The organism is Sulfurospirillum sp. 1612, from assembly GCF_036556685.1.
Lineage (GTDB): Bacteria > Campylobacterota > Campylobacteria > Campylobacterales > Sulfurospirillaceae > JAADIZ01.
Map to the genome: position 1 here is coordinate 565621 of NZ_CP140614.1, position 20576 is coordinate 586196.

Here is a 20576-nt window from a genome sequence, read left to right on the forward strand (position 1 = left end):
TTGATGGATATTGGGCTTTTATCGATTATAATATTTTTACCATTATTGGTCTCTGTAATACTTTTAATACTTCCCATCAGTATGAAAGTGACGCGAAACATAGCATTTGCCACCACCATTGTCATCTTCTTTTTGTCACTCAGTATCTTTTTTAGATTTCAGCTTGAGGGTTATATGCAGTTTCGAGAGTTTCATCCTTGGATTAAAACCTATGGTATCTATTATAGCCTTGGAGTGGATGGTTTTTCTCTCATGATATTGATGTTGATTACGACTTTGATACCGCTGGCCTATCTCTTCTTGTGGAAAACAAAGAAAGCCAAAGGATATTGGGCGAGTATGTTGATGATCCAAACTGGTGTCACAGGGACGCTACTCTCACTGGATATGGTGCTCTTTTACTTTTTTTGGGAAGCGATGCTATTGCCGGTCTTTATGATTATTGGGATTTATGGCACCGGCAATAGAATATTTTCAACCATCAAAATTACTATCTATACGATTATGGGATCGCTATTTATGTTGGTCTCTATCTTGTATTTAGGTGTGAAATTTTATCAAGAGTTTGGCATTTGGAGCTTTCAATTGAGTGATTTGGTACAGATTACCACACTCTCAAATACAGAGCAAGTTTTGTTATTCTTTGGTTTTATGATTGCCTTTGCTGTTAAAATTCCGCTCTTTCCTTTTCATACTTGGCTGCCTCAAACCTACTCCAATTCACCCACTGGTGGGGTGTTTTTACTCTCTGCTATTATGGCGAAACTTGGGATTTATGGGATTGTGCGTTTTGTATTGCCACTCTTTCCGAAACAATACGTTGAATTTGCGCCATACTTTGTGGCTCTTGGGATTTTTGGATTGATTTATTTTGGAATTGCTGCTTTGATGCAACAAAATATCAAACGGATGTTTGCCTACTCTTCGGCGTCGCATTTGGGATTTATTACGGCGGGTATTTTCTCTCTCAATGCTTATGGTATGATGGGAGCCGCATTTTTGATAGTCGCGCATGCGATGGCTACGGGCGGACTGTTTTTGCTGGTGGGAACCATGGAGTATGATTTGGGAACGCGCACGATTTCAGGACTTGGTGGTATCGCAAAAAAAGCACCTTATTTTACCGTCGCTTTTGCTTTGATGCTCCTCTCCATCGTCGGACTTCCTGGCACCAATGGTTTTGTATCAGAATTGTTGATTATCATGGGAGTATTTAAATACAGCCATCTCGCTGGTGTTATCTCTGCGATTACCGTATTGGTCGCCGCGAGTTTTATGTTTTGGTTATTTCAACGCGCGATACTAGTGAAAACGGATAATGATGTGAGCGGTATGAAAGATTTAGATAAAAAAGAGATTATCGGTATCTTTGCTTTGGCCGCCATTGTCATCGCGATGGGTATTTATCCTCACTGGTTTTTGTATAAGATTGAGCCGACGATACAACACTATTTAGTTGATATATTAAAAGTAGGATTACATTAGATGAAATACGATGATATTATATATTTATTACCGCTTTTATCCGTAGGAGTCGGTGCTGTTGTCTTGATGTTGCTCAGCCCTATTAAAAGATTTGGTATTGGCAAATTGGCAGTAGTGACGATATTTTTCTTGGGGTTTGCACTCTTTTTCAATGCTTTAAATTATGGTGTTTTGTATTCGGTTTATCCTTATAAAGATCTCCTATCTTCGATGTTGATTGAAGATACATTTTCTGGCTACTTTACTACGATTATATTGGCCGGTGGCGTGATTACAGTGCTAGTGGGAACACACTATTTTGAAAAGTCAAAAATGTTGCGAGGAGAACTCTTTTCTTTGCTTCTGTTCTCTGTTTTTGGGATGCTCTTATTGGTACAATCATCAGAATTATTTACATCCTTCATCGCTTTAGAAATTGCATCAATTTCTTTGTATGTCATGATAGGCTTTCAAAAGAACGATCTCAAAAGGGTCGAAGGAAGTTTCCGCTATTTAGTATTAGGCTCTTTGGCGGGAGTGGTGATGCTCTTGGGTATTACTTTGATTTATGCTCGCACGGGAAGTACCAATTTACTAGCAATAGGTCACTATATCAATGCCCATCCTGATGAAAATATGCTCTTAGTAATCACCGGCGGTACTTTGATCATGATCACATTTTTGTTTAAAATATCAGCCTTTCCATTTCAAAATTGGTCTATGGATGTTTATGATGGCGCACCCCTACCGGTGACAGCGTTTATGGCCTCAACCTTTAAAGTGGCCATTTTTGGTTTTATGTTGCGAATAATACTGGTGGACTTTCAACAGTTTAAACCATTATTGAATCATATTTTGATTTACATCACGATACTGACACTACTGTATGGTAGTTTCTTGGCAATCTTTCAAACCAGTATCAAAAGAATGCTAGCTGCATCAAGTATCGTCCACACAGGATATCTCTTGATTGCTTTTGTCTCCATTGGTAGCATTGGAGAGGCATCTGCTACTTCGATTATCTTTTATCTCATCGCTTATTTTCTCTCCTCCATGGGAGCTTTTGGGATGCTCTCTTATATCGCATCAGATGATCATGTACGGGTGACGTATGAAGATTTTAGAGGATTTTCACACATTAGACCTTATATGGCGGCGATGATGGGGATTTTTATGCTCTCGCTTGCAGGTATTCCCTCCACGATAGGATTTATCGGGAAGTTTTATATCTTTGTGGGTGCAATCGAAACAGGCAATACCATCTTGGCTGTGGTAGGGATACTCGCAACGTTTGTATCGGTTTATTACTATTTTAAACTGATTGCGTTGATGTATTTTTATCCAAGTTCTGAGATGACCAATGTCCCACCACTCAAGGGATTACCGCCACTTATCATCGGATTGATGGCCATCGCTGTTATTTGGGGCGGTATTGGTAATAGTATTATTTCCTATTTTCCGGGTGTTGATTTCTTGATTGATACGGCAAAACTGGCTTTTGAATCGCTATTTATTCACTGATTATTTAACCAATGAATAAAACTCATCTTTGAATTTGCTAATATAGCTATCGATGATAAAGGCAACTGATGGGGCGAAGACACAGATGGTTTTGCCATTTAAAACATCACTGAGAGAAATCAGCGTATCCAAATCTTTTTTGGTCCCATGTCCATCTAAGATTTTGCCCATCAATTTGTCACTCCAGCCCACACCCTCACGGCATGGGGTGCATTGTCCGCATGATTCATGATGATAAAATTCAAAGAGATTTTTGACTACACTGGGCATAAAAACCGTATCATCCATCAAAATCATACCACCAGTTCCCAGACTTGAGCCATGTTGTTTGAGGGATTCATAATCGAGCGTGATATCTTCGATTTCATCACCTCTTAAAACCGCACAGGAAGAACCACCAGGAATAATGGCTTTGAGTTTTCTACCATCTTTCACGCCTTTTCCTACTTGATTGATAAAATCCAACATTCCCACGCCAAAAGGAATTTCATAAATACCAGGATGTTCCACATGGCCACTCATCCCAAAGAGCATGGTACCCGGACTTTGTTTGGTTCCAAATGCACGATACGCCTCATATCCTTCTTTGATGATGTATGGCACGCTTGCAATTGTCTCGACATTATTCACAACAGCGGGACAGCCATAAAACCATTCGGGTTCTTTGCCTTTTGGTTTGAGTCTTGGATGGCCTCTTTTGCCCTCGAGTGATTCGAGCAAGGCGGTTTTTTCACCACAGATATAAGCGCCCGCACCACGATGCAAGGTGATATCAAGTGCATAATCATGATCTAAAATCTTCGCTCCTAAAATCCCCGCTGCATACGCCTCATCGATGGCCTCTTGCATCCTTTTTGCCCAGAAAACATACTCACCACGGATATAAATATAAGCATGATGCGCGTTGATGGCATAGCTTGAGCAGATAATACCCTCAATCAAAAGATGCGGATCGAATTCGAGTATTTGCCTGTCTTTAAAAGTTCCCGGTTCACTCTCATCGGCATTGATGATGAGATAGGTGGGTTTGTCACTTGGATTGGGGATGAGATTCCACTTATCGCCAGCACTCGCTCCCCCGCCACCTTTTCCTCTTAGTCCACTTTTGCCAACTTCATTGACGACCTCTTTGGCACTCATACTAAAGAGCGTATCTAAAGAGGTATATCTTCCATTTGCTTGGGCTACTTTGAGTGTGTGTGAATCTGCAATATCAAAATTTTTACTGACTATTTTTTGTATCATTTTGGTGTCTCTTCATGGGTTAAATTATCTAAAATCTCATGGACTTTTTGTTCGTCCAGATTTTGGACGTAATCATCATTGATGCAGATGCACGGTGCCGTTCCACAAGAACCCAAACACTCTACTTCTGTAATGGTAAATTTCATATCTTTTGTGGTTTCTCCTGCCTTGATACCGAGTTTGTTTTCGATGATGTGTTTGATATTTTCACTCCCTCTTAACATGCAAGAGAGTGTTTTACAAATTTGTATGTTGTATTTTCCTACCGGCTCGAGATGAAACATCGTATAAAAGGATGCGATAGAATAGATATCCATTGGTGAGAGTTCCAATCTTTTGGCCAGATATTGCATGGCATCTTGTGAAATCCACCCCTCTTGATATTGTATCATCCAAAGCGCGGGGAGGGTGAGAGAATTTTTATTTGGGTAGCGCTTTAGAAGGTTGTTAAATTTTTTTTCATTCTCTTCATTAAATTCAAAATTCATCGATCCAATTCTCCTGCGATTATATTGAGACTTCCAAGTGTCAAGATAGCATCTGCTAGCATTGCACCTTCTATGATGTCGGGGTATGATGCCATAGCGTTAAAGCATGGTGGCTTGACTTTGACTTTATAAGGCGTACCGGTGCCATCACTGATAATATAAAAGCCTAATTCGCCATTTCCGCCCTCAATCGCACGATAATACTCTTGTGCGGGGACTTTGACTCCTTCGTAGATGAGTTTGAATTGATTCATTAACCCTTCGATATTGTTATAAACATTGTCTTTATCTGGCAATGAGATGGCATGATTATCGACCTGATATCGACCTCCGGGTATAACACTCATCGCTTGATTGATAATTTTGATACTTTGACGGATCTCTTCAAATCGCACCATGATGCGATCATAGACATCACCCGTGCTGCCTAGGGCAACATCAAAATCAAAGGTTTCATAATAATAATACGGTTTGGCCACTCGAAGATCATAATTAACGCCGCTGGCTCTCAAGTTTGGACCGCTATAACCCCGATTGATAGCTTCTTCTTTTGTGACGACACCGACGTTTTGGGTGCGATCATGAAAGATTCTATTGTGTTCGATTAATTTCAGTGAATCCGCAATTCCCTTTTCGACTTCTTTGATGCAAATACGTAAATCTTCTTCAAAATTATAGTAAAGATCATGAGTCATCCCGCCGATTCTCATGTAAGAATTAGTCAGCCTCGCTCCTGTGAGTTTTGAGAGGAGTTTATACGCACTCTCTCTTGGATTGTAAAGATACCAATAATTCGTCAGTGCGCCCATATCGACTAAAATAGCTGCTAGACAGACCAAATGGTCGATGATTCGGGAGAGTTCACCGATGATAACTCGGATAAATTGACCTCGATCGGGTAATGTAATATCGAGCATGCCCTCTACTGTGTGAGCAAAAGCGATATTATTCAAAATGGCAGAGCAGTAATTGAGCCGATCGGTATAGGGTATGATTTGATTGTACGTGTGATTTTCACAAGATTTTTCAAAACCACGGTGCAAATAACCGATTTCGCTCACGGCTGTGACGATACTCTCACCCTCTAATGCGACAAAAGTACGAATCGTACCGTGGCTTGCAGGATGCGCAGGACCGAGATTTAAAAGCATCAAATCTTCGGCACTGTCATAACCTTTTTCTTTGAGTCTGGGATTCATCTCATCCATCAAATCATCGGTTTGGGTGCAGAGTTGGCCTTTGGTGATAGGATAATCTTTGCGTAGTGGAAATCCGATAAACTCTTTATGGTTGAGAATTCTTTTGAGGTTGGGATGACCTCTGAATTTTAATCCGTATTGATCCCATACTTCGCGTTCAGCCCAATTGGCTGCTTTAAAAATATCGGTAATTGATTCTATGATTTCATCTTCATTGATGTAGGCTTTTAGAGTAACGAGATTGACAAAACTCTCATCCCTCAAAAGATAAATGATAGCAAAACGTTTCGTTTTTTTTGTGGGATATTTTAGATAATCTACGGCGGTGATATCAACTAAATAATTAAAATTGAGATTGTTTTTGAGGTAAATTATCGCTTCTTTCATATGCTGTATATCTAGGATATAGTGGCCATCTTCTTGTTTAAAAGCAAATAATTTTTCAAATTGACTAAGCATCCAGCCTTCCTTTAAATTCTCTTTTCGCTCTATTTTGGTGATATTTAGCCGGTTTGGCTTGGAGTTCTTGGATACGCATCAATCCATCCAAAAAAGCTTCAGGTCGCGGAGGACAACCAGAGACATAAACATCGACAGGAATAATCTCATCGATGCCTTGAAGGGTGGTGTAGTTGTCATAAAATCCACCACTACAAGCACAAGCGCCTGCGCTGATGACCCACTTGGGTTCGGTCATTTGATCGTAGATTCGCTTCAAAATCGGTGCTTGTTTATAACTCACGGTTCCTGCGATTATCATGAGGTCTGCTTGTCGGGGTGAAAATCGTACGACTTCAGCACCAAATCGTGAGATGTCAAATTTGCTTGATGCTACACTCATGAACTCAATTGCACAGCACGCAGTACCGAAGATATATGGCCACATTGAAGACTCTCTAGCCCAGGAGATTGCACTATCTAGTTTTGTCGTGATGACGGTATCGCCAAAGATCACATCTTCTTGTTTTGTTGAATTTATTGCCATTTCAAAGCCTTTGCTTGATAAATATAAATAAGTCCTGCAATTAATAGTCCCATAAAAGTGAACATTTCTACAAGGCCAAAAACACCTAAAGATCGAAGATTGACAGCCCAAGGGAACATGAAGACAATCTCCACATCAAAAAGCACAAATAAAAGGGCCACAAGATAAAATTTGACACTAAAGGCTTTATCACTTTTACCTATGGCTTTGCTGATACCACTTTCATAAGGAATGTTTTTATTTTTAGAGATTTTTTTTCTTGGACCTAGCTTACTAGTCGTCAAAAAAAGTATCGGAATCATGATGGCCAAAACCGCCACGATAACAGAGGATAAGAATAATTGTGAAGACATGTCGCGCCTTATTTTTATGAGATTAAAAACAGTGAACATCATAACAAAAGAAATTTAAAACAAAAGTAAAAAAAAAGAGTCAATTTAATAAATAAGGTGTCTATGAATCGTGAAAATATAGTATAATTCCATTAAAAATATTAATATATAAAAAGGTACATCATGATAGATAAAGAGACTATAGCAAAAGAGTTGGATACTTTGATTGAAATAAGAACAGATTTTTATGATTTTCTCGATGCAAATATCCCTAAAGATAAGCGTGAGATTAACTACGATTTTTCCAATAATCCGACACTAGATGCGCAACGGGTTTATGAACATTTTCACAAGCTTGATTATCAAGCTAGAAAATTGCGAGGGTACCTTGTCCAAGCTTATGATTTAAAAGCAGAGTGATATCATGTCAAAGATACGCATAAACAAACAACATTTTTTTCACAATTTGGAATATTTGACACAAAAAGCAGGTGGCAAAGAAAAATTGATGGCGGTGTTAAAAGACAATGCTTATGGTCATGATCTGCTTATTATGGCAGGGCTTGCACGTGAGTTTGGCATCAAAAAAGCAGCGGTGAAGAATCTCGATGAAGCGTTGCAGATACAAGAGTATTTTGATGAGATTTTGATATTGGCCGATCATCCTCCTCACAGATTATATCCTGATAATATCTCGTTTGCTGCGCTTTCATTTGAGTTTCTCAAGACGTTTCCAAAACATGCCAATATCCACTTAGCAATCGACACAGGAATGCACCGAAATGGGGTGCAGATGGATGAAATCGAAGCGGCACTGGCGTACATCAAAGCAAACGAACTCAATCTCAAAGGTGTCTTTACACATTTTAGAAGTGCCGATGAGATGAATGGTGAGCTGTTTTGGCAAAAAGAAAATTTTAAAGCAAGTAAAGCAAGAGTGCAACAATGGATAGATGAACACAAAATGCAAATGCCAAATTTTCACTGCTGTAATTCAGCAGCACTTTTGCGCCAAGAGGGTGCACTTGAGGATGATTTTGCTAGATGTGGTATTGCGATGTATGGATATACGCATATCGATAAACGCATTGGCACGTATGATCTCAAGCCTGTGATGTCATTGGTTGCTAATAGACTCAACACGCGAGTGCTACAAAAGGGGCAAAGAGTTGGTTATGGTGGAGTTTATGAAGCAAGAGAAGATACGGTGATTTCGACTTATGATATCGGATATGGGGATGGATTTTTCCGGTATGATGGCAGAGGAGATCTAAAAATCGCCAATGGGCAGAAAATTTTAGGACGCGTTTCTATGGATAGTATGTGTATTGCAGGAGATGCCGATGAGGTGTGTCTGTTTGATGATGCTACTGAGCTAGCAGAGTATTTCAGCACCATCACCTACGATGTCATCACCAAATTGATGCCATGGATCAAGAAAGAAGTGATATAACGCATCTCAGATAAATCGTTTATGAATCCATTACTTACCTAAAGTATCGTAAGAGAGGGTTAAGTATATTATGTATATAATCTTCAAAACAAAACAAAGGTGATAAGATGAGAAATGATTTTATGAAAGCCATGGATTTTAGACATGCATGCAAGGTGTTTGATGATACGAAAAAAATCTCTGATGAAGATATGAGATACATCCTAGAAGCGGGTAGAAAATCGCCGTCTTCTTTTGGAATGGAAGCATGGAAATTTTTGGTAATTACCAATGATGCATTAAAAGAGAAGCTAAAACCCGCGTGCTGGAATCAAGTACAAATCACATCGTGCTCACACCTCGTACTTGTATTAGCAGGTATTGATAGTGTCAAGGTAGAATCAGGAGTTGTCGCCAAACGATTTAAAAGAAGAGCCATGCCTCAAGATAAACTTGATTTTTATCTTGGACTTTATGCTGAACATCTCAAAGATGTGTTGAATACGGATGAAAATATCTACGCATGGACAGCAAGACAAACCTACATCGCAGCGGCTAATATGATGACAGCCGGAGCCTTTATCGGTATCGATTCGTGTCCGATAGAGGGATTTGACAAAAAACAAGTCGAAGAAATCTTGGGTCTAGATACAACCAAATATCAACTTGCAATGGTATTGCCTTTTGGATATAGAATCAATCCGCAATCTGAACAATTGCGCCTCCCGTTTGATGAAGTGGTGGAATTTATCAAATAAACTCAAGCGTCACTTTATATTTCTTCATTTGTGAAACATTTGCACTTTGGCAAATGTTTCCTCCACCGTTTTTCACTCTTTAAAACTAGACTGATTCATCACGAAAAGTTTCTCTCCAGAGCATAAGCCAATGAACAAATAGCATATCTTGACAAAGCGTACGATATTCAGTACAATATAAAAAATATAGTAAAGGGTTAGTTATGACAAAAGTTATGTCGGTAAGTCAAGTTAGAGCAGATATTTACAATGTTATGGATGAAACGGCACAAACTCATGAACCTGTACTTATTACGGGAAAAAGAAACAATGTCGTGATGCTTTCTCAAGAAGACTGGAATGCAATAGAAGAAACACTATATTTAAACTCTATACCAAATATGGCATCTTCAATTCAAGAATCAATGAGTGCAGATGACAGTGAGTTTAGTGAAACTGTTGAATGGCAGAGTACAAAGTACTTTATAGTACGTTAGCATTAAAAGATGCCAAAAAACTATCAAGTGCATCTTTAGATAAAAAAGCAAAAGAGCTTATTGAGATCATCAAAAAAGACCCGTTTCAAAATCCACCTCCTTATGAAAAACTAGTAGGAAATTTACAAGGTTCATATTCAAGAAGAATAAATATACAGCATCGACTGGTTTATGAAGTAAAAGAAGATAATAAAGTAATAAGAATTTCTAGAATGTGGTCGCATTATGAATAATAGGTTATTGCCAATATCTGAGCTCTTTATGCCATATATGTGAGAATATTGTTCTACCTCTGACTTTCCCATCTGCTCAGGATGTTTTTTATCATGATACAGTATATACTGTTTTGCCCAATTAGGTATAGGCTTTTTCTGTTTTGAGACTATAGCGCTTCACTCTGATCTTATCTCGTAAAATATCAAGTAACTTTTTGTCTTTCTGCAAAATATTTTCCCTAGTTTTAATGTCTTTTTATCACAAAATTATAGCTTATTTATTAATAGAATATTAAACATAATTCATATAATGCAAACATCGCATATCATTGTATTTATAGCAAAATTAAGTGTAGCATTACTATAATATTGGTATTAATAAATAGTTGTATGTTGCCGCTTTGCCTCAACATACAACGGTCGGACTGAGCTCTAAACGAGCCACCAACCAATTGTCGTGCTCCGCTTCGCTACACACAACAATTGGCAGGAGTCTCACACCAAGGTATCTTCAGAAAATCACAAGTGAATTTTCTGAAATATACATTAGTGAAGCTCAGCCCGACCGTTATATTAAAAAGGGAAATTGATGACACTTTCAGACTATGCTTCAATCGCGACCATAGGAGCATTTTTAGTAACACTAATATCACTAGCATTTTCAGCAAAACGTTATTTAGATATTAGAACAAGAGAGGAAGAGGTATTTAGATTTAAAACATATCATAGGCTATTAAAGACTATCAGTAAAGGTAGCGATGAAAATGGTATTTTAAAATTAGTAAGTCAAGTTGCATATATTTATGAACTCCGAAATTTTCCTGAGTATAAAGATTTGACAAAGAAAACTTTAAATCAATTAAGAAAAGAATGGTCACATGATGAAGCATCAGATATTAAACCATTACTAAAAGAGGCGATAGATGATACTATTTCCGTTATCGAAGCTTCTTCAAAATATAACAAAACCTGGAGACAAATAGTTTACTTTAACGGGTAAACTATTTCTCAAGACAACCGTTATGAATATAAATATTCAAGGAGATAATTATGGAAAGTAAATTAAATTTAAATGCTGGTGATACACTTAAACAGACTGAACATAAAATGAAAGGTCCTATGCAGGAAACCGATATATGGACATATGAAATACTTAATCAAGATGGAGAAGTTGTTGGTTCAGTAATACACAAAGACCACACAGCAATAAAAGGTTTTCGTAGAACTCAAAGTGTAGAACAAAAAGATAGTTCAGGAAATGTTATTGTAAGTACATCGTGGTAGTGATTAAAATTCATACAAGTACTAGGAGAGAAACAAGTAGCCTAGTGGTGACTTATTTCTCAAGGTAACCGTTATGTGAACAAGAAAACTATTATATATGGAGGGAATTTTGGAAAAAATAGATTATGAGTATGCAGGTTTTTGGGTTAGAGTTGGAGCAACATTGATAGATGTTGCTTTATTATTAATGATTACATTACCGTTAACATTAATGATATATGGAAGCGATACAGTATGGAATAGCGAAGATATGATTTTAGGTCCAGCGGACTTTTTAATAAATTATTCTTTGCCATTTTTTGCAACAATAATTTTTTGGATGTATAAATCAGCTACTCCAGGCAAAATGGTTTTACACTTAAAAGTTCTTGATGAAGAAACAGGACATAAATTAACAATAGGACAAAGTATTGGAAGATACTTTGCATATATACCTGCTATGCTAATTTTTATGCTTGGGATATTTTGGGTGGCTTGGGATAGGAAAAAACAAGGTTGGCATGATAAATTAGCTAGAACTGTCGTTGTGAGAAATAAAAAACGAACAGAAGATGTCAAGTTCACATAACAATTACTAGGAGATAAATAAGTAGCCTAACGGCGACTTATTTATCAAGATAAACGTTAAATGAAAAAGGAAACTTAAAATGTCAAAAACATATAGATTGTTTATCAGTCATTCATGGGCATATGGAGATGCATATGACAAGGTAGTAAATATGATAACAAGCCAAGGAATTAAATTTTATGATCATTCTGTCCCACGCCATGACCCAATTCATACAAATTGAACAGATAAACCACTATTTGGTATAACAAAAACTAGGAAAGAAATATGAAGCCAAAGTGCGGCTTCATATTTTTCAAGACACCCGTTAGGTAATAAGGGAACAAATGCATAATATCGAAGATAATATAATGAATTTTTTTCAGCAGTTAATTAGTGATGAAAATCATAGATACAAATCATGGGAACATTGTTTTTTGTATTTTTCACAAGATGTTAATCAAATTGACAAAGAAATAGCTTGTTTACATCTATCATTTTATCTTGCAAGTTGGGGTATGTATAGAGGTTCAAGTTTTCTTCTATGGCAAGATTATCTGATTCATGATAAAGTTGTTGAAGAGATATTAAAGTATAAACATCTGCAAAATATTGATTTTGATAATTTTGATGTAAAAGATAAAAATTTTAAAGATATTTTTGAGTTATCAAATTTTATAGAAAATTGGTATCCATCCAATATTAAAAATATTCCAGAGAAACCTGACAAAGTTATTAATGTGACAGACACTTTATTAACTAAAATTTTATTGGGAACGCTTGGTTGTATTCCTGCATATGATAGATTTTTTAAAGATGGATTAAAAATAAAAAATATACAACCATATACTAAATTATCAAAAAAAAGTTTTTTAGAAGTAGTTAAATTTTATCAAGAAAATAAAAATGACTTTTTAATAGTTCAAGAAAACATTGAGGAGAAAATTCGAATAAAATACCCTATAATGAAATTGGTTGATATGTATTTCTTTACTCTAAGTTTTGCATCATATAACAAATCATTGGAGAGAAATATTTGAAAGAAGATGAACTTATAGAAAACTTTACAGATATTATTCAACCAAATATTGATGATATAAAAAATATGATTAATAGTACAAACAACAAACTGTTTACCCTTAATTCCATTCTATTTATCATAGTTCTCGGTGCACTCTTTTTAACTAACCATTTTAACTTACACATTATATTTTTTATTATGACATTATTTATTTCAGTAATGATTTCTTATCTAGGAAATTATACATTTAACTATGAATATCATGATATTTTAGAAAGAACTATTTTCCCAAAAATTTTAAATATTTTAGTCAAAGATGGAAGTTTTACTATTAATACACATTTAGAAGAAGATGCTAAAAATTCAGATATTTTTTCTATATATGAATATTTCATTGCTTCTGCAACTATTCAAAGTAAATGGTCTATCCAATTTGCTTTGAATAACAGGCAGATACATATTTCTTCTACTTATATTGATTTATCAGACATCAATAATCCAGCAGTACCCTTTTCAGATAAAAACAAAGGTTTATTTATAACTATTGAAAATATTGACTTTTGTAATTCAGAAATTTATATTTTTGAAAATAAATTATTACATTCTATGAAAGAAGTTTCAAAAATATTAAAAAAAGATTTGACTAATGATAATTCTTTATATGATAAATTTACAGTTGTATCAAAAACCTTAAACAAAGAGTCCAAAAACAAGATAGTTCAAATACTAAACTTGTTTAATCAAGATGTGTCAATTACACTGAGAAAAAATAAAATGTATATATTTGTACACAAAGAGTTTACTTGTTTTGATGCAAATTATTATACAAATGGTAGAATACCTAGTTATTTTGATTATATTGAACTTTTAAAAATTAAAAATTCAATTGAAGAGGTTATAGCAATAACTAAAGAAGTTTAACAAAACATAGTAGCTAATAAATTATCTAGCGGCAATTATTAGCTATCTTCAGTCGTTAAACACACAAAAGGGTTAAAATTGAAAAATAAATTTACTTTATATATAAAAATATTTCTCTTCATATTTTTTATATTTTCTAACGGATATGCAAAAAGCAATACAAATTCACCGAACAATGAACTTGAAATTTTTAAAGCAATCGATTCAAAAGATTATGAAAAAATTAATAATCTTTTAAAAAATGGAGTAAGCCCTTGTTTAAAAAGAGAGAAAAAATATGAAACATATACAAATGTAGATTTTGCTTTTAATCATGCAATTATCACAGGTGATATCAAAATTGTAAAATCTTTTTTACCATATATTGAAAATATCACAAAACCTTCTTGTTTATATAATCCTTCTCTCTTTTATGCGATCAAAAATGATGATGTCAAAATGATCCAATTTTTAATAGATAGTGGAGCTGATGTTAATTTTCCAACTAAACTATATAGAAAAGAGACACCTATTCAAGAAGCATTATTAGAAAGAAAAATACATTCTGCTCAGAAACTCATAGATAATGGTGCGAGTATAGATAAAAATATAGGTTTTCAATCATTAGAACTTGCCATAAAAAATTTAAATATTAAAGTTGTACAATTTTTAATTGATAACAAATATGATGTAAACTTTCAAAATAAAGACGGAAATACTATACTACATCTCATGGCGATGGGGATCGTAGAAAAAAATTTACAAAGTATCGAAACATATATTGAGAAAAAAGAATATATTAAACGATTCCCTGATACTTATGTAAAAGCTCAAGAACAGGTAAAAAGACTAAAAACTAATTTTAAAAATTATTCTAAAATAGCGAAACTTCTGTTACAAAACGGAGCCGATACTAAACTAAAAAATAATGCTGGTAAAACACCATTAATGATTGCCAATGAAAACAATACCGATACAATGCTTGAAGTTTTAAAAAATGCAAAACAATAAATACATAAAATGTCTAACAAAAACGAGGAGACCAATAATTTACCCTAGCGGGAAAATTATTGCTCACGATAAACGTTATCTAATCAAATACAAATTGACATCCCAATGTAATTACAATATAATTACACAAAGGAGTTTATTATGACAACACTTACAAAGATTGGAAACTCACAAGGAATTAGAATTCCTAAACCATTAATACAACAAGCACACCTTGAAAATGTAAATTTAGAACTAGAAGTTTTAGAAAATGGTTTATTAATAAAACCAATAAATAATACAGATAGAAGCACATGGAAAGAAAATATTGAAAAAGTTATTTCTAATCATAAAGGAGTTGAAGACGAAGGTGTTTTAGATGACTTACTTAATGATAATGACTTGGAAGACTGGCAATGGTAGTAGATATCAAAAGGTTTGAAATACACTTGGTAAAGTTAAATCCTACAGTTGGTTCTGAAATTCAAAAAACAAGGCCATGCATTGTAGTTTCTCCAAACGAGATGAATGTTTTAAAAACCGTAATAGTTGCACCTATGACCTCTAAAGGTTTTGATTTTATATTTAGACCCAAAATAAAGTTTGACAAGAAAGATGGATTAGTGTTACTAGATCAGATTAGAACAGTTGATAAAACAAGACTTGTAAAAAAGCTTGGAGATGTTGATACAGCAACATCAAAAGAAATTTCAAAAATGCTTATTAATATGTTTGAATTGTAATCAAATGATAGAAAATATGATATATTACAAAGCGTTCAGTTTAAAACAAAATATACTCAAGAAAATGAAACCGTAAAAAGCTAAAACAAAAAGGACTTAATGAATATTTTGATACAATGACATCTTTACAGCAAAGAGATAAAAGCATAAAAGAAGCGGTGCAGGGTGGCTATAAGCAAAGTGAAATCGCAGAGTTTTTGCAACTCTCAGGAACAACGATATCTAAAATTATGGCAAAGCTTAGTCCATGAAAAATAGGTTATTCCCAATACCTAACCCCTTTTTTATTAGCTCATTTTAACCGTTAAACCAACACAAAGGAATATAGTAAATTGCAAAGATCTTATTACTCCAATACAATTAGTAAATTTATTACAGAGAATACAAACACAATTCTTGGTGAACTAGCACGACATCACAATCATGCCTTAGAGGATTTACAAAGAAATGCATGGATAAAACAAATTGATATATTAAAACAAGCATTTTACAATTATAAAGATGGTCATATTTTCTTTGAATTTGCAATTCCTAGAATGGGAAAGCGTGTTGATAATATTATAATTATTAATGATTCAATATTTGTTATTGAATTTAAAGTTGGTTCAACAACATATGACAATAATGCGATAGAGCAAGTTATAGACTACTCACAAGACTTAAAAAACTTTCATGAAGGTAGTCATACTCAAAAATTATTTCCCATACTTATTGCAACTGAAGCAAAAAGTTTTGAAAGTAAAATTGAGCCATTACAAGATAAATTATATAAACCTCTTTTTGCAAATAAAAACTCTATTTTAAGCACAATAGAAGAATGTCTAAAGTTAGAACGAGTAGATAATATAGATCCGTTAATATGGGAAAACTCAATCTATAAACCAACTCCAACTATTATTGAAGCAGCTCAAGCATTATATAAAGGTCATAATGTTAAAGAGATTTCTAGATCAGATTCTGGTGCTATAAATTTGTCTATTACAACAGATAAAATTAACCAAATTATAAATAGTTAGAAACAAATAAGAAATCAATTTGTTTTATTACAGGGGTTCCAGGTGCAGGCAAAACACTAGCAGGCTTAAATATTGCAAATGAAAGGATGAATATTGATGAAAACGAACATGCAGTTTTCTTATCAGGAAATGGTCCACTAGTTGATGTATTAAGAGAAGCTCTCACAAGGGACGAAGTTAATAATGCAAAAAAGAAAGGGCAAAAGCTAACAAAAAGAGAGGCTGCAATTAAAACACATGCTTTTATTCAAAATATTCACCATTTTCGCGATGACTCATTAGGTACAGCTAAAGCACCAATTGAAAAAGTAGTAGTATTTGATGAAGCTCAAAGAGCTTGGAATCAAGGGCAAACAAGCTCTTTTATGAAAAGAAGAAGAGGACTAGATAATTTTGAGTCATCAGAACCAAGATTCTTAATTGATGTAATGAATAGACATCAAGACTGGTCTACAATCATTTGTTTAGTAGGTGGCGGACAAGAGATAAATACTGGTGAGGCAGGATTAGAAGAATGGATTAGTTCGTTAAAAAATCATTTTCATGACTGGAATATATATTTATCAAATTCGATAATAGAAGATAAAAACTATTTGAAAGATAATGCATTAAAAGAGTGGTTACACGAAAATGCCACTATAGATAAAAACTTACACTTATCCGTTTCAGTTAGATCTTTTCGCTCAGAGAAGCTATCCGACTTTATTCACTCTATTTTAGATATTGACACAACAAAGGCTAGACGTTTATATAATGACTTTTTAAAAAATGATTATCCTATATTGGTTACAAGAGATTTTGAAAAAGCAAAAAAATGGTTAAAATCAAAAGCAATTGGAAGTGAAAGAAGTGGTGTAGTTGCATCATCTGGAGCATATCGTTTAAGGCCATTTGGGATAAATATAAAAAATCAGATTGATGCTCCCGTTTGGTTTTTAAACAATAAAGATGATATTAGATCTTCGTATTTCAATGAAGAAGTGGCAACTGAATTTGACATTCAAGGACTTGAACTTGATTGGACATGTGTATGTTGGGATGGAGACTTTTATTTTCACAACAACCAATGGATGTTTAGAAAATTCAAGGGTACAAAATGGCAAAATATAAATAAAGAGATCATAAAAAATTATTTATTGAATGCTTATAGAGTTTTACTTACGAGAGCCAGACAAGGGATGATTATATTTATACCTAATGGATCATTAGATGACCAAACAAGGTTACCAGAATTTTATGATGAAACCTATGAATATATTAGGAAGATCGGTATACAAGAGCTTTAACAAAACATAGTAGCTACTATCTATCTCAAAAGTAGAACCGTTGATGTTCCCAAATATATCAATAAAACTCATAGCCTCATGATAATCTTTGATAAGTTCATCGATACATAAAAAATCAAGCTGCTTTGGTCTTTTTTATTTGTGAATAGCCATTGACAAAAATCGCCGAAACGACAAATGCGCCACCGATAAGTGTGCTGCTAGGGACTACTTCTCCTATAAAAAGCCAGAGCCAGACGGGAGCTAGTGTGGTTTCTACCGTAGAGAAGATGCCAACTTCAGCAGAGCTTATATATTTTGTAGCCCCATAGATAAAATACATTGCGACAACTTGCATCATGCCCATCAAAAAGAGCCAGAAAATGCTCATAAGCGGTATGTCAAAGGGATTTTTTGCTATGAAGCCCATGACCGTCATCAAAAAAAATCCACTCAATGAGATGAGTAAGTAATGAGAAAAATGAGGAAATTTTCTCAGAAGCGTAAGCTGAAGCCCCATTGCCACAGCTAAAAGAATACCCAAAAAATCACCAAGCAAATTTCCCCCAAGATTGACAGAGTTTTGCACGATGAGAAATACTCCAAAAAAAGATAAAAAGATGGCTAAAAGGGTCTCTTTCTTCACTTTTTCTTTTAAAATAAAATATGAAAAGATAGCGGCAAAAAAAGAGGAGGTTGCCAAAAGAACGACGGTATTAGCGGCGATTGTGTATTTTACTGAAAATACAAACAAAGAAGTACCAATTCCCGATATCAAAGAGATGCAAATGATAATAAAGATGCTTTTTTTATCTTTAGGGATCACATCTTTTTTGCCTTTTATGAGCATGAAAGAAAACATGATTAAGCCCATAAAAAGACCTCTATAAAAAGAGATGATAGAAGCATCTGTGTTGGCCAACCGGACAAGAAGCGCATCAAAACTTATAATTCCAACACCAAAAGCGGCAAAAAACATGCCTTTTAATCTAGTATTTAACATGAAAGTATAGGGAGTGTAAAGTTCATTATTTATCCAATTATCTATGAGATGTATGTGTTTTATTTGAGTGAAATTATACCATTATTGACTCTTTTATCCCTTTAATCATTGTTTCATAGTTTTGTGGTTACAATATAATTTCTAAATATAAACTTATAGGATTGTGATGGATAGCTTAATTTCAACATTTTTTAAAAGGTTACGATTTCAATGAATCTATCAAAATCCCTCTACACCAAAGCCATCCAATGCCCCAAATCCTTATGGCTCAAAAAGTACAAGCCAGAGGTTTTAACCCCGCCAGATGCCAGTGCACTTGCACGGTTTGAGACGGGCAATGTCGTGGGCGATTTGGCGTGTGAGTTGTTCCCAGGTGGTCGAGAGATTCCTTATGATTCACGGGATTTTAAAAGCATGGCACAACGGACGCAAGCATACTTGGAAGAGGGCGTTGAAAACATCTATGAGGCGACATTTATCTATGATGGTATCGTGGTGATGGTGGATATCCTGCGCCAAACGCCTGAGGGCTTGGCGCTTTATGAGGTGAAGAGTTCCACCGATGTGAAGCCAATCTATCTACATGATGTCTCCATCCAGCTTTATGTTTTGGAATCTCTTGGCTATACGGTACGTGCTTGTCATGTCGTGCATATCAATTCTGGTTACGTGCGAGATGAAATGCTAGAGTTGGACAAGCTCTTTATGGTGGTGGATGTGAGCGATGCGGTGCAACAGATGCAAGCCTCGATTCCACAAAAGTTAGAGGAGTTTAAAACATACCTAAGCGATAGTCTCCATGAACCTGACATCGACATCGGCAAACACTGCAATCATCCCTACGAGTGCGATGCAAAGGCGTATTGCTGGAAAACCCAGCGCCATATTCCAGAGTATAGCGTCTTTAATATCTTCAATCTCGGCAGTAAAAAACAACAACAACTCTATGCCCAAAACATCATCATGATAGAAGATATTCCCGATGATTTTGCGATGACATCTATCCAAAAACAAAAGGTTGACAACTGGAAAATGCAGCGCACATTTATAGATCATGATGCGATTGCTGAGTTTTTGGAAACACTGAACTATCCGCTATATTATCTAGATTTTGAGACTTTTGTGCAAGCTATCCCTTTGTGGCGTGGTGTGAGTCCCTACCAACAGATACCGTTTCAGTATTCACTTCATATAGAAGATGCTGATGGTACTTTGGCACATCGAGAGTTTTTGGCGCAATCTGGAAGTGACCCAAGACGTGCTTTGGCAGAGAAGTTGGTGGCAGACATACCGTGTCATGTCGATGTGTTGGCTTATAATATGAGTTTTGAAAAACGGGTGATTGCTTCACTGGCTACGCAGTTTGAGGATTTGTCAGAACCGCTGATGTGCCTCCATGACAATATCAAAGACTTGATGATACCCTTTCAAAAAGGACACTACGCCACTCCGCTTATGAAGGGTAGCTACTCGATCAAATATGTCTTACCAGCCCTCGTCCCACAGATGGAGCAAGCCTACAAACAATTAGAAGGCATCCAAAATGGCGGCGATGCCATGAATGCTTTCGCATCGCTACATGACAAGAGTGAACAAGAGCAAAAAAAAGTGCGCGCGCAGTTGCTAAAATACTGCGAACTCGATACTCTGGCGATGGTGCGGGTACTGGGGAAATTAAAAAAGATATAGGAC

Annotated in this window: 24 protein-coding genes; 18 read left to right on the forward strand and 6 right to left on the reverse strand. The window is 35.3% G+C overall.

Annotated elements, in window-relative coordinates; translation table 11 throughout:
* The first annotated feature begins 3 nt into the window (after positions 1–3).
* Positions 4–1485 (forward strand): complex I subunit 4 family protein, encoded by a 1482-nt coding sequence (locus tag SFB89_RS02855; protein WP_331775436.1) that lies wholly within the window; start codon positions 4–6, stop codon positions 1483–1485.
* The gene (locus SFB89_RS02860; protein WP_331775437.1) at positions 1486–2985 is read left to right on the forward strand and encodes an NADH-quinone oxidoreductase subunit N; all 1500 of its coding nucleotides are present in this window, start codon (positions 1486–1488) and stop codon (positions 2983–2985) included. It begins immediately after the preceding gene.
* On the opposite strand, the gene nuoF is transcribed toward SFB89_RS02860, so the two are convergent.
* From nuoF to SFB89_RS02885, 5 genes are read right to left on the reverse strand one after another with little or no spacing between them, the layout of a single operon-like run.
* Entirely contained in the window at positions 2986–4230 is a 1245-nt protein-coding gene (gene nuoF / locus SFB89_RS02865) for an NADH-quinone oxidoreductase subunit NuoF (protein ID WP_331775438.1), read from the reverse strand.
* A complete protein-coding gene (nuoE, locus tag SFB89_RS02870; RefSeq protein WP_331775439.1) occupies positions 4227–4718 on the reverse strand; it encodes an NADH-quinone oxidoreductase subunit NuoE in 492 nt (163 codons plus the stop codon). The genes nuoF and nuoE overlap by 4 nt, the downstream gene beginning before the upstream one ends.
* Positions 4715–6376 carry an NADH-quinone oxidoreductase subunit D gene (locus SFB89_RS02875; RefSeq protein WP_331775440.1) on the reverse strand — a complete coding sequence of 554 codons (1662 nt, stop codon included), beginning with the start codon at positions 6374–6376 and terminating at the stop codon, positions 4715–4717. The genes nuoE and SFB89_RS02875 overlap by 4 nt, the downstream gene beginning before the upstream one ends.
* The gene (locus SFB89_RS02880) at positions 6369–6902 is read right to left on the reverse strand and encodes an NADH-quinone oxidoreductase subunit B (RefSeq protein WP_331775441.1); all 534 of its coding nucleotides are present in this window, start codon (positions 6900–6902) and stop codon (positions 6369–6371) included. The genes SFB89_RS02875 and SFB89_RS02880 overlap by 8 nt, the downstream gene beginning before the upstream one ends.
* Entirely contained in the window at positions 6893–7255 is a 363-nt protein-coding gene (locus SFB89_RS02885; protein WP_331775442.1) for an NADH-quinone oxidoreductase subunit A, read from the reverse strand. Before SFB89_RS02885 ends, SFB89_RS02880 begins: the two co-directional genes overlap by 10 nt.
* Positions 7256–7417: 162 nt before the next feature.
* On the opposite strand from SFB89_RS02885, the gene SFB89_RS02890 reads away from it, so the two are divergent.
* The 15 genes from SFB89_RS02890 to SFB89_RS02960 all read left to right on the forward strand — a co-directional run bounded on the left by SFB89_RS02890 (position 7418) and on the right by SFB89_RS02960 (position 17902).
* Complete coding sequence (locus SFB89_RS02890; protein ID WP_331775443.1) at positions 7418–7654, forward strand: hypothetical protein; 237 nt, start codon at positions 7418–7420, stop codon at positions 7652–7654.
* Between the two features lie 4 nt (positions 7655–7658).
* Positions 7659–8687 (forward strand): alanine racemase, encoded by a 1029-nt coding sequence (locus SFB89_RS02895; RefSeq protein WP_331775444.1) that lies wholly within the window; start codon positions 7659–7661, stop codon positions 8685–8687.
* A 107-nt stretch (positions 8688–8794) separates the two neighbouring features.
* Complete coding sequence (locus tag SFB89_RS02900; protein WP_331775445.1) at positions 8795–9424, forward strand: NAD(P)H-dependent oxidoreductase; 630 nt, start codon at positions 8795–8797, stop codon at positions 9422–9424.
* Between the two features lie 203 nt (positions 9425–9627).
* Positions 9628–9900, forward strand: a complete 273-nt coding sequence (locus SFB89_RS02905; protein WP_331775446.1) for a type II toxin-antitoxin system Phd/YefM family antitoxin — start codon at positions 9628–9630, stop codon at positions 9898–9900.
* Positions 9867–10133: a Txe/YoeB family addiction module toxin gene (locus SFB89_RS02910; protein WP_331775447.1), complete on the forward strand. Its 267-nt coding sequence runs from the start codon at positions 9867–9869 to the stop codon at positions 10131–10133. The genes SFB89_RS02905 and SFB89_RS02910 overlap by 34 nt, the downstream gene beginning before the upstream one ends.
* 571 nt (positions 10134–10704) lie before the next feature.
* Complete coding sequence (locus tag SFB89_RS02915; RefSeq protein WP_331775448.1) at positions 10705–11115, forward strand: hypothetical protein; 411 nt, start codon at positions 10705–10707, stop codon at positions 11113–11115.
* A gap of 50 nt (positions 11116–11165) precedes the next feature.
* Positions 11166–11399 carry a hypothetical protein gene (locus tag SFB89_RS02920; RefSeq protein ID WP_331775449.1) on the forward strand — a complete coding sequence of 78 codons (234 nt, stop codon included), beginning with the start codon at positions 11166–11168 and terminating at the stop codon, positions 11397–11399.
* 109 nt (positions 11400–11508) lie between these two features.
* A complete protein-coding gene (locus tag SFB89_RS02925; RefSeq protein ID WP_331775450.1) occupies positions 11509–11967 on the forward strand; it encodes an RDD family protein in 459 nt (152 codons plus the stop codon).
* Positions 11968–12293: 326 nt separating this feature from the next.
* The gene (locus SFB89_RS02930) at positions 12294–12986 is read left to right on the forward strand and encodes a hypothetical protein (protein WP_331775451.1); all 693 of its coding nucleotides are present in this window, start codon (positions 12294–12296) and stop codon (positions 12984–12986) included.
* The gene (locus SFB89_RS02935; protein WP_331775452.1) at positions 12983–13888 is read left to right on the forward strand and encodes a hypothetical protein; all 906 of its coding nucleotides are present in this window, start codon (positions 12983–12985) and stop codon (positions 13886–13888) included. Before SFB89_RS02930 ends, SFB89_RS02935 begins: the two co-directional genes overlap by 4 nt.
* Before the next feature lie 78 nt (positions 13889–13966).
* Positions 13967–14878 carry an ankyrin repeat domain-containing protein gene (locus SFB89_RS02940; protein ID WP_331775453.1) on the forward strand — a complete coding sequence of 304 codons (912 nt, stop codon included), beginning with the start codon at positions 13967–13969 and terminating at the stop codon, positions 14876–14878.
* 141 nt (positions 14879–15019) lie between these two features.
* Positions 15020–15280, forward strand: a complete 261-nt coding sequence (locus SFB89_RS02945) for an AbrB/MazE/SpoVT family DNA-binding domain-containing protein (RefSeq protein WP_331775454.1) — start codon at positions 15020–15022, stop codon at positions 15278–15280.
* The gene (locus SFB89_RS02950; protein ID WP_331775455.1) at positions 15274–15600 is read left to right on the forward strand and encodes a type II toxin-antitoxin system PemK/MazF family toxin; all 327 of its coding nucleotides are present in this window, start codon (positions 15274–15276) and stop codon (positions 15598–15600) included. Before SFB89_RS02945 ends, SFB89_RS02950 begins: the two co-directional genes overlap by 7 nt.
* A 332-nt stretch (positions 15601–15932) precedes the next feature.
* Entirely contained in the window at positions 15933–16616 is a 684-nt protein-coding gene (locus SFB89_RS02955; protein ID WP_331775456.1) for a hypothetical protein, read from the forward strand.
* Between the two features lie 26 nt (positions 16617–16642).
* Complete coding sequence (locus SFB89_RS02960; RefSeq protein WP_331776046.1) at positions 16643–17902, forward strand: DUF2075 domain-containing protein; 1260 nt, start codon at positions 16643–16645, stop codon at positions 17900–17902.
* 115 nt (positions 17903–18017) lie between these two features.
* Here SFB89_RS02960 and SFB89_RS02965 read toward each other — a convergent pair whose 3' ends face one another.
* Positions 18018–18860 carry a DMT family transporter gene (locus tag SFB89_RS02965; protein WP_331775457.1) on the reverse strand — a complete coding sequence of 281 codons (843 nt, stop codon included), beginning with the start codon at positions 18858–18860 and terminating at the stop codon, positions 18018–18020.
* 234 nt (positions 18861–19094) lie between these two features.
* On the opposite strand from SFB89_RS02965, the gene SFB89_RS02970 reads away from it, so the two are divergent.
* The gene (locus SFB89_RS02970) at positions 19095–20573 is read left to right on the forward strand and encodes a DUF2779 domain-containing protein (RefSeq protein ID WP_331775458.1); all 1479 of its coding nucleotides are present in this window, start codon (positions 19095–19097) and stop codon (positions 20571–20573) included.
* The last annotated feature ends 3 nt before the right edge of the window (positions 20574–20576 follow it).

Bases quoted from the DNA above. Each gene is read 5' to 3' on its own strand.
- SFB89_RS02855 (WP_331775436.1), top strand. From the start codon at position 4: ATGGATATTGGGCTTTTATCGATTATAATATTTTTACCATTATTGGTC.
- SFB89_RS02860 (WP_331775437.1), top strand. From the start codon at position 1,486: ATGAAATACGATGATATTATATATTTATTACCGCTTTTATCCGTAGGA.
- nuoF (WP_331775438.1), bottom strand. From the start codon at position 4,230: ATGATACAAAAAATAGTCAGTAAAAATTTTGATATTGCAGATTCACAC.
- nuoE (WP_331775439.1), bottom strand. From the start codon at position 4,718: ATGAATTTTGAATTTAATGAAGAGAATGAAAAAAAATTTAACAACCTT.
- SFB89_RS02875 (WP_331775440.1), bottom strand. From the start codon at position 6,376: ATGCTTAGTCAATTTGAAAAATTATTTGCTTTTAAACAAGAAGATGGC.
- SFB89_RS02880 (WP_331775441.1), bottom strand. From the start codon at position 6,902: ATGGCAATAAATTCAACAAAACAAGAAGATGTGATCTTTGGCGATACC.
- SFB89_RS02885 (WP_331775442.1), bottom strand. From the start codon at position 7,255: ATGTCTTCACAATTATTCTTATCCTCTGTTATCGTGGCGGTTTTGGCC.
- SFB89_RS02890 (WP_331775443.1), top strand. From the start codon at position 7,418: ATGATAGATAAAGAGACTATAGCAAAAGAGTTGGATACTTTGATTGAA.
- SFB89_RS02895 (WP_331775444.1), top strand. From the start codon at position 7,659: ATGTCAAAGATACGCATAAACAAACAACATTTTTTTCACAATTTGGAA.
- SFB89_RS02900 (WP_331775445.1), top strand. From the start codon at position 8,795: ATGAGAAATGATTTTATGAAAGCCATGGATTTTAGACATGCATGCAAG.
- SFB89_RS02905 (WP_331775446.1), top strand. From the start codon at position 9,628: ATGACAAAAGTTATGTCGGTAAGTCAAGTTAGAGCAGATATTTACAAT.
- SFB89_RS02910 (WP_331775447.1), top strand. From the start codon at position 9,867: ATGGCAGAGTACAAAGTACTTTATAGTACGTTAGCATTAAAAGATGCC.
- SFB89_RS02915 (WP_331775448.1), top strand. From the start codon at position 10,705: ATGACACTTTCAGACTATGCTTCAATCGCGACCATAGGAGCATTTTTA.
- SFB89_RS02920 (WP_331775449.1), top strand. From the start codon at position 11,166: ATGGAAAGTAAATTAAATTTAAATGCTGGTGATACACTTAAACAGACT.
- SFB89_RS02930 (WP_331775451.1), top strand. From the start codon at position 12,294: ATGCATAATATCGAAGATAATATAATGAATTTTTTTCAGCAGTTAATT.
- SFB89_RS02945 (WP_331775454.1), top strand. From the start codon at position 15,020: ATGACAACACTTACAAAGATTGGAAACTCACAAGGAATTAGAATTCCT.
- SFB89_RS02950 (WP_331775455.1), top strand. From the start codon at position 15,274: ATGGTAGTAGATATCAAAAGGTTTGAAATACACTTGGTAAAGTTAAAT.
- SFB89_RS02965 (WP_331775457.1), bottom strand. From the start codon at position 18,860: ATGTTTTTTGCCGCTTTTGGTGTTGGAATTATAAGTTTTGATGCGCTT.
- SFB89_RS02970 (WP_331775458.1), top strand. From the start codon at position 19,095: ATGAATCTATCAAAATCCCTCTACACCAAAGCCATCCAATGCCCCAAA.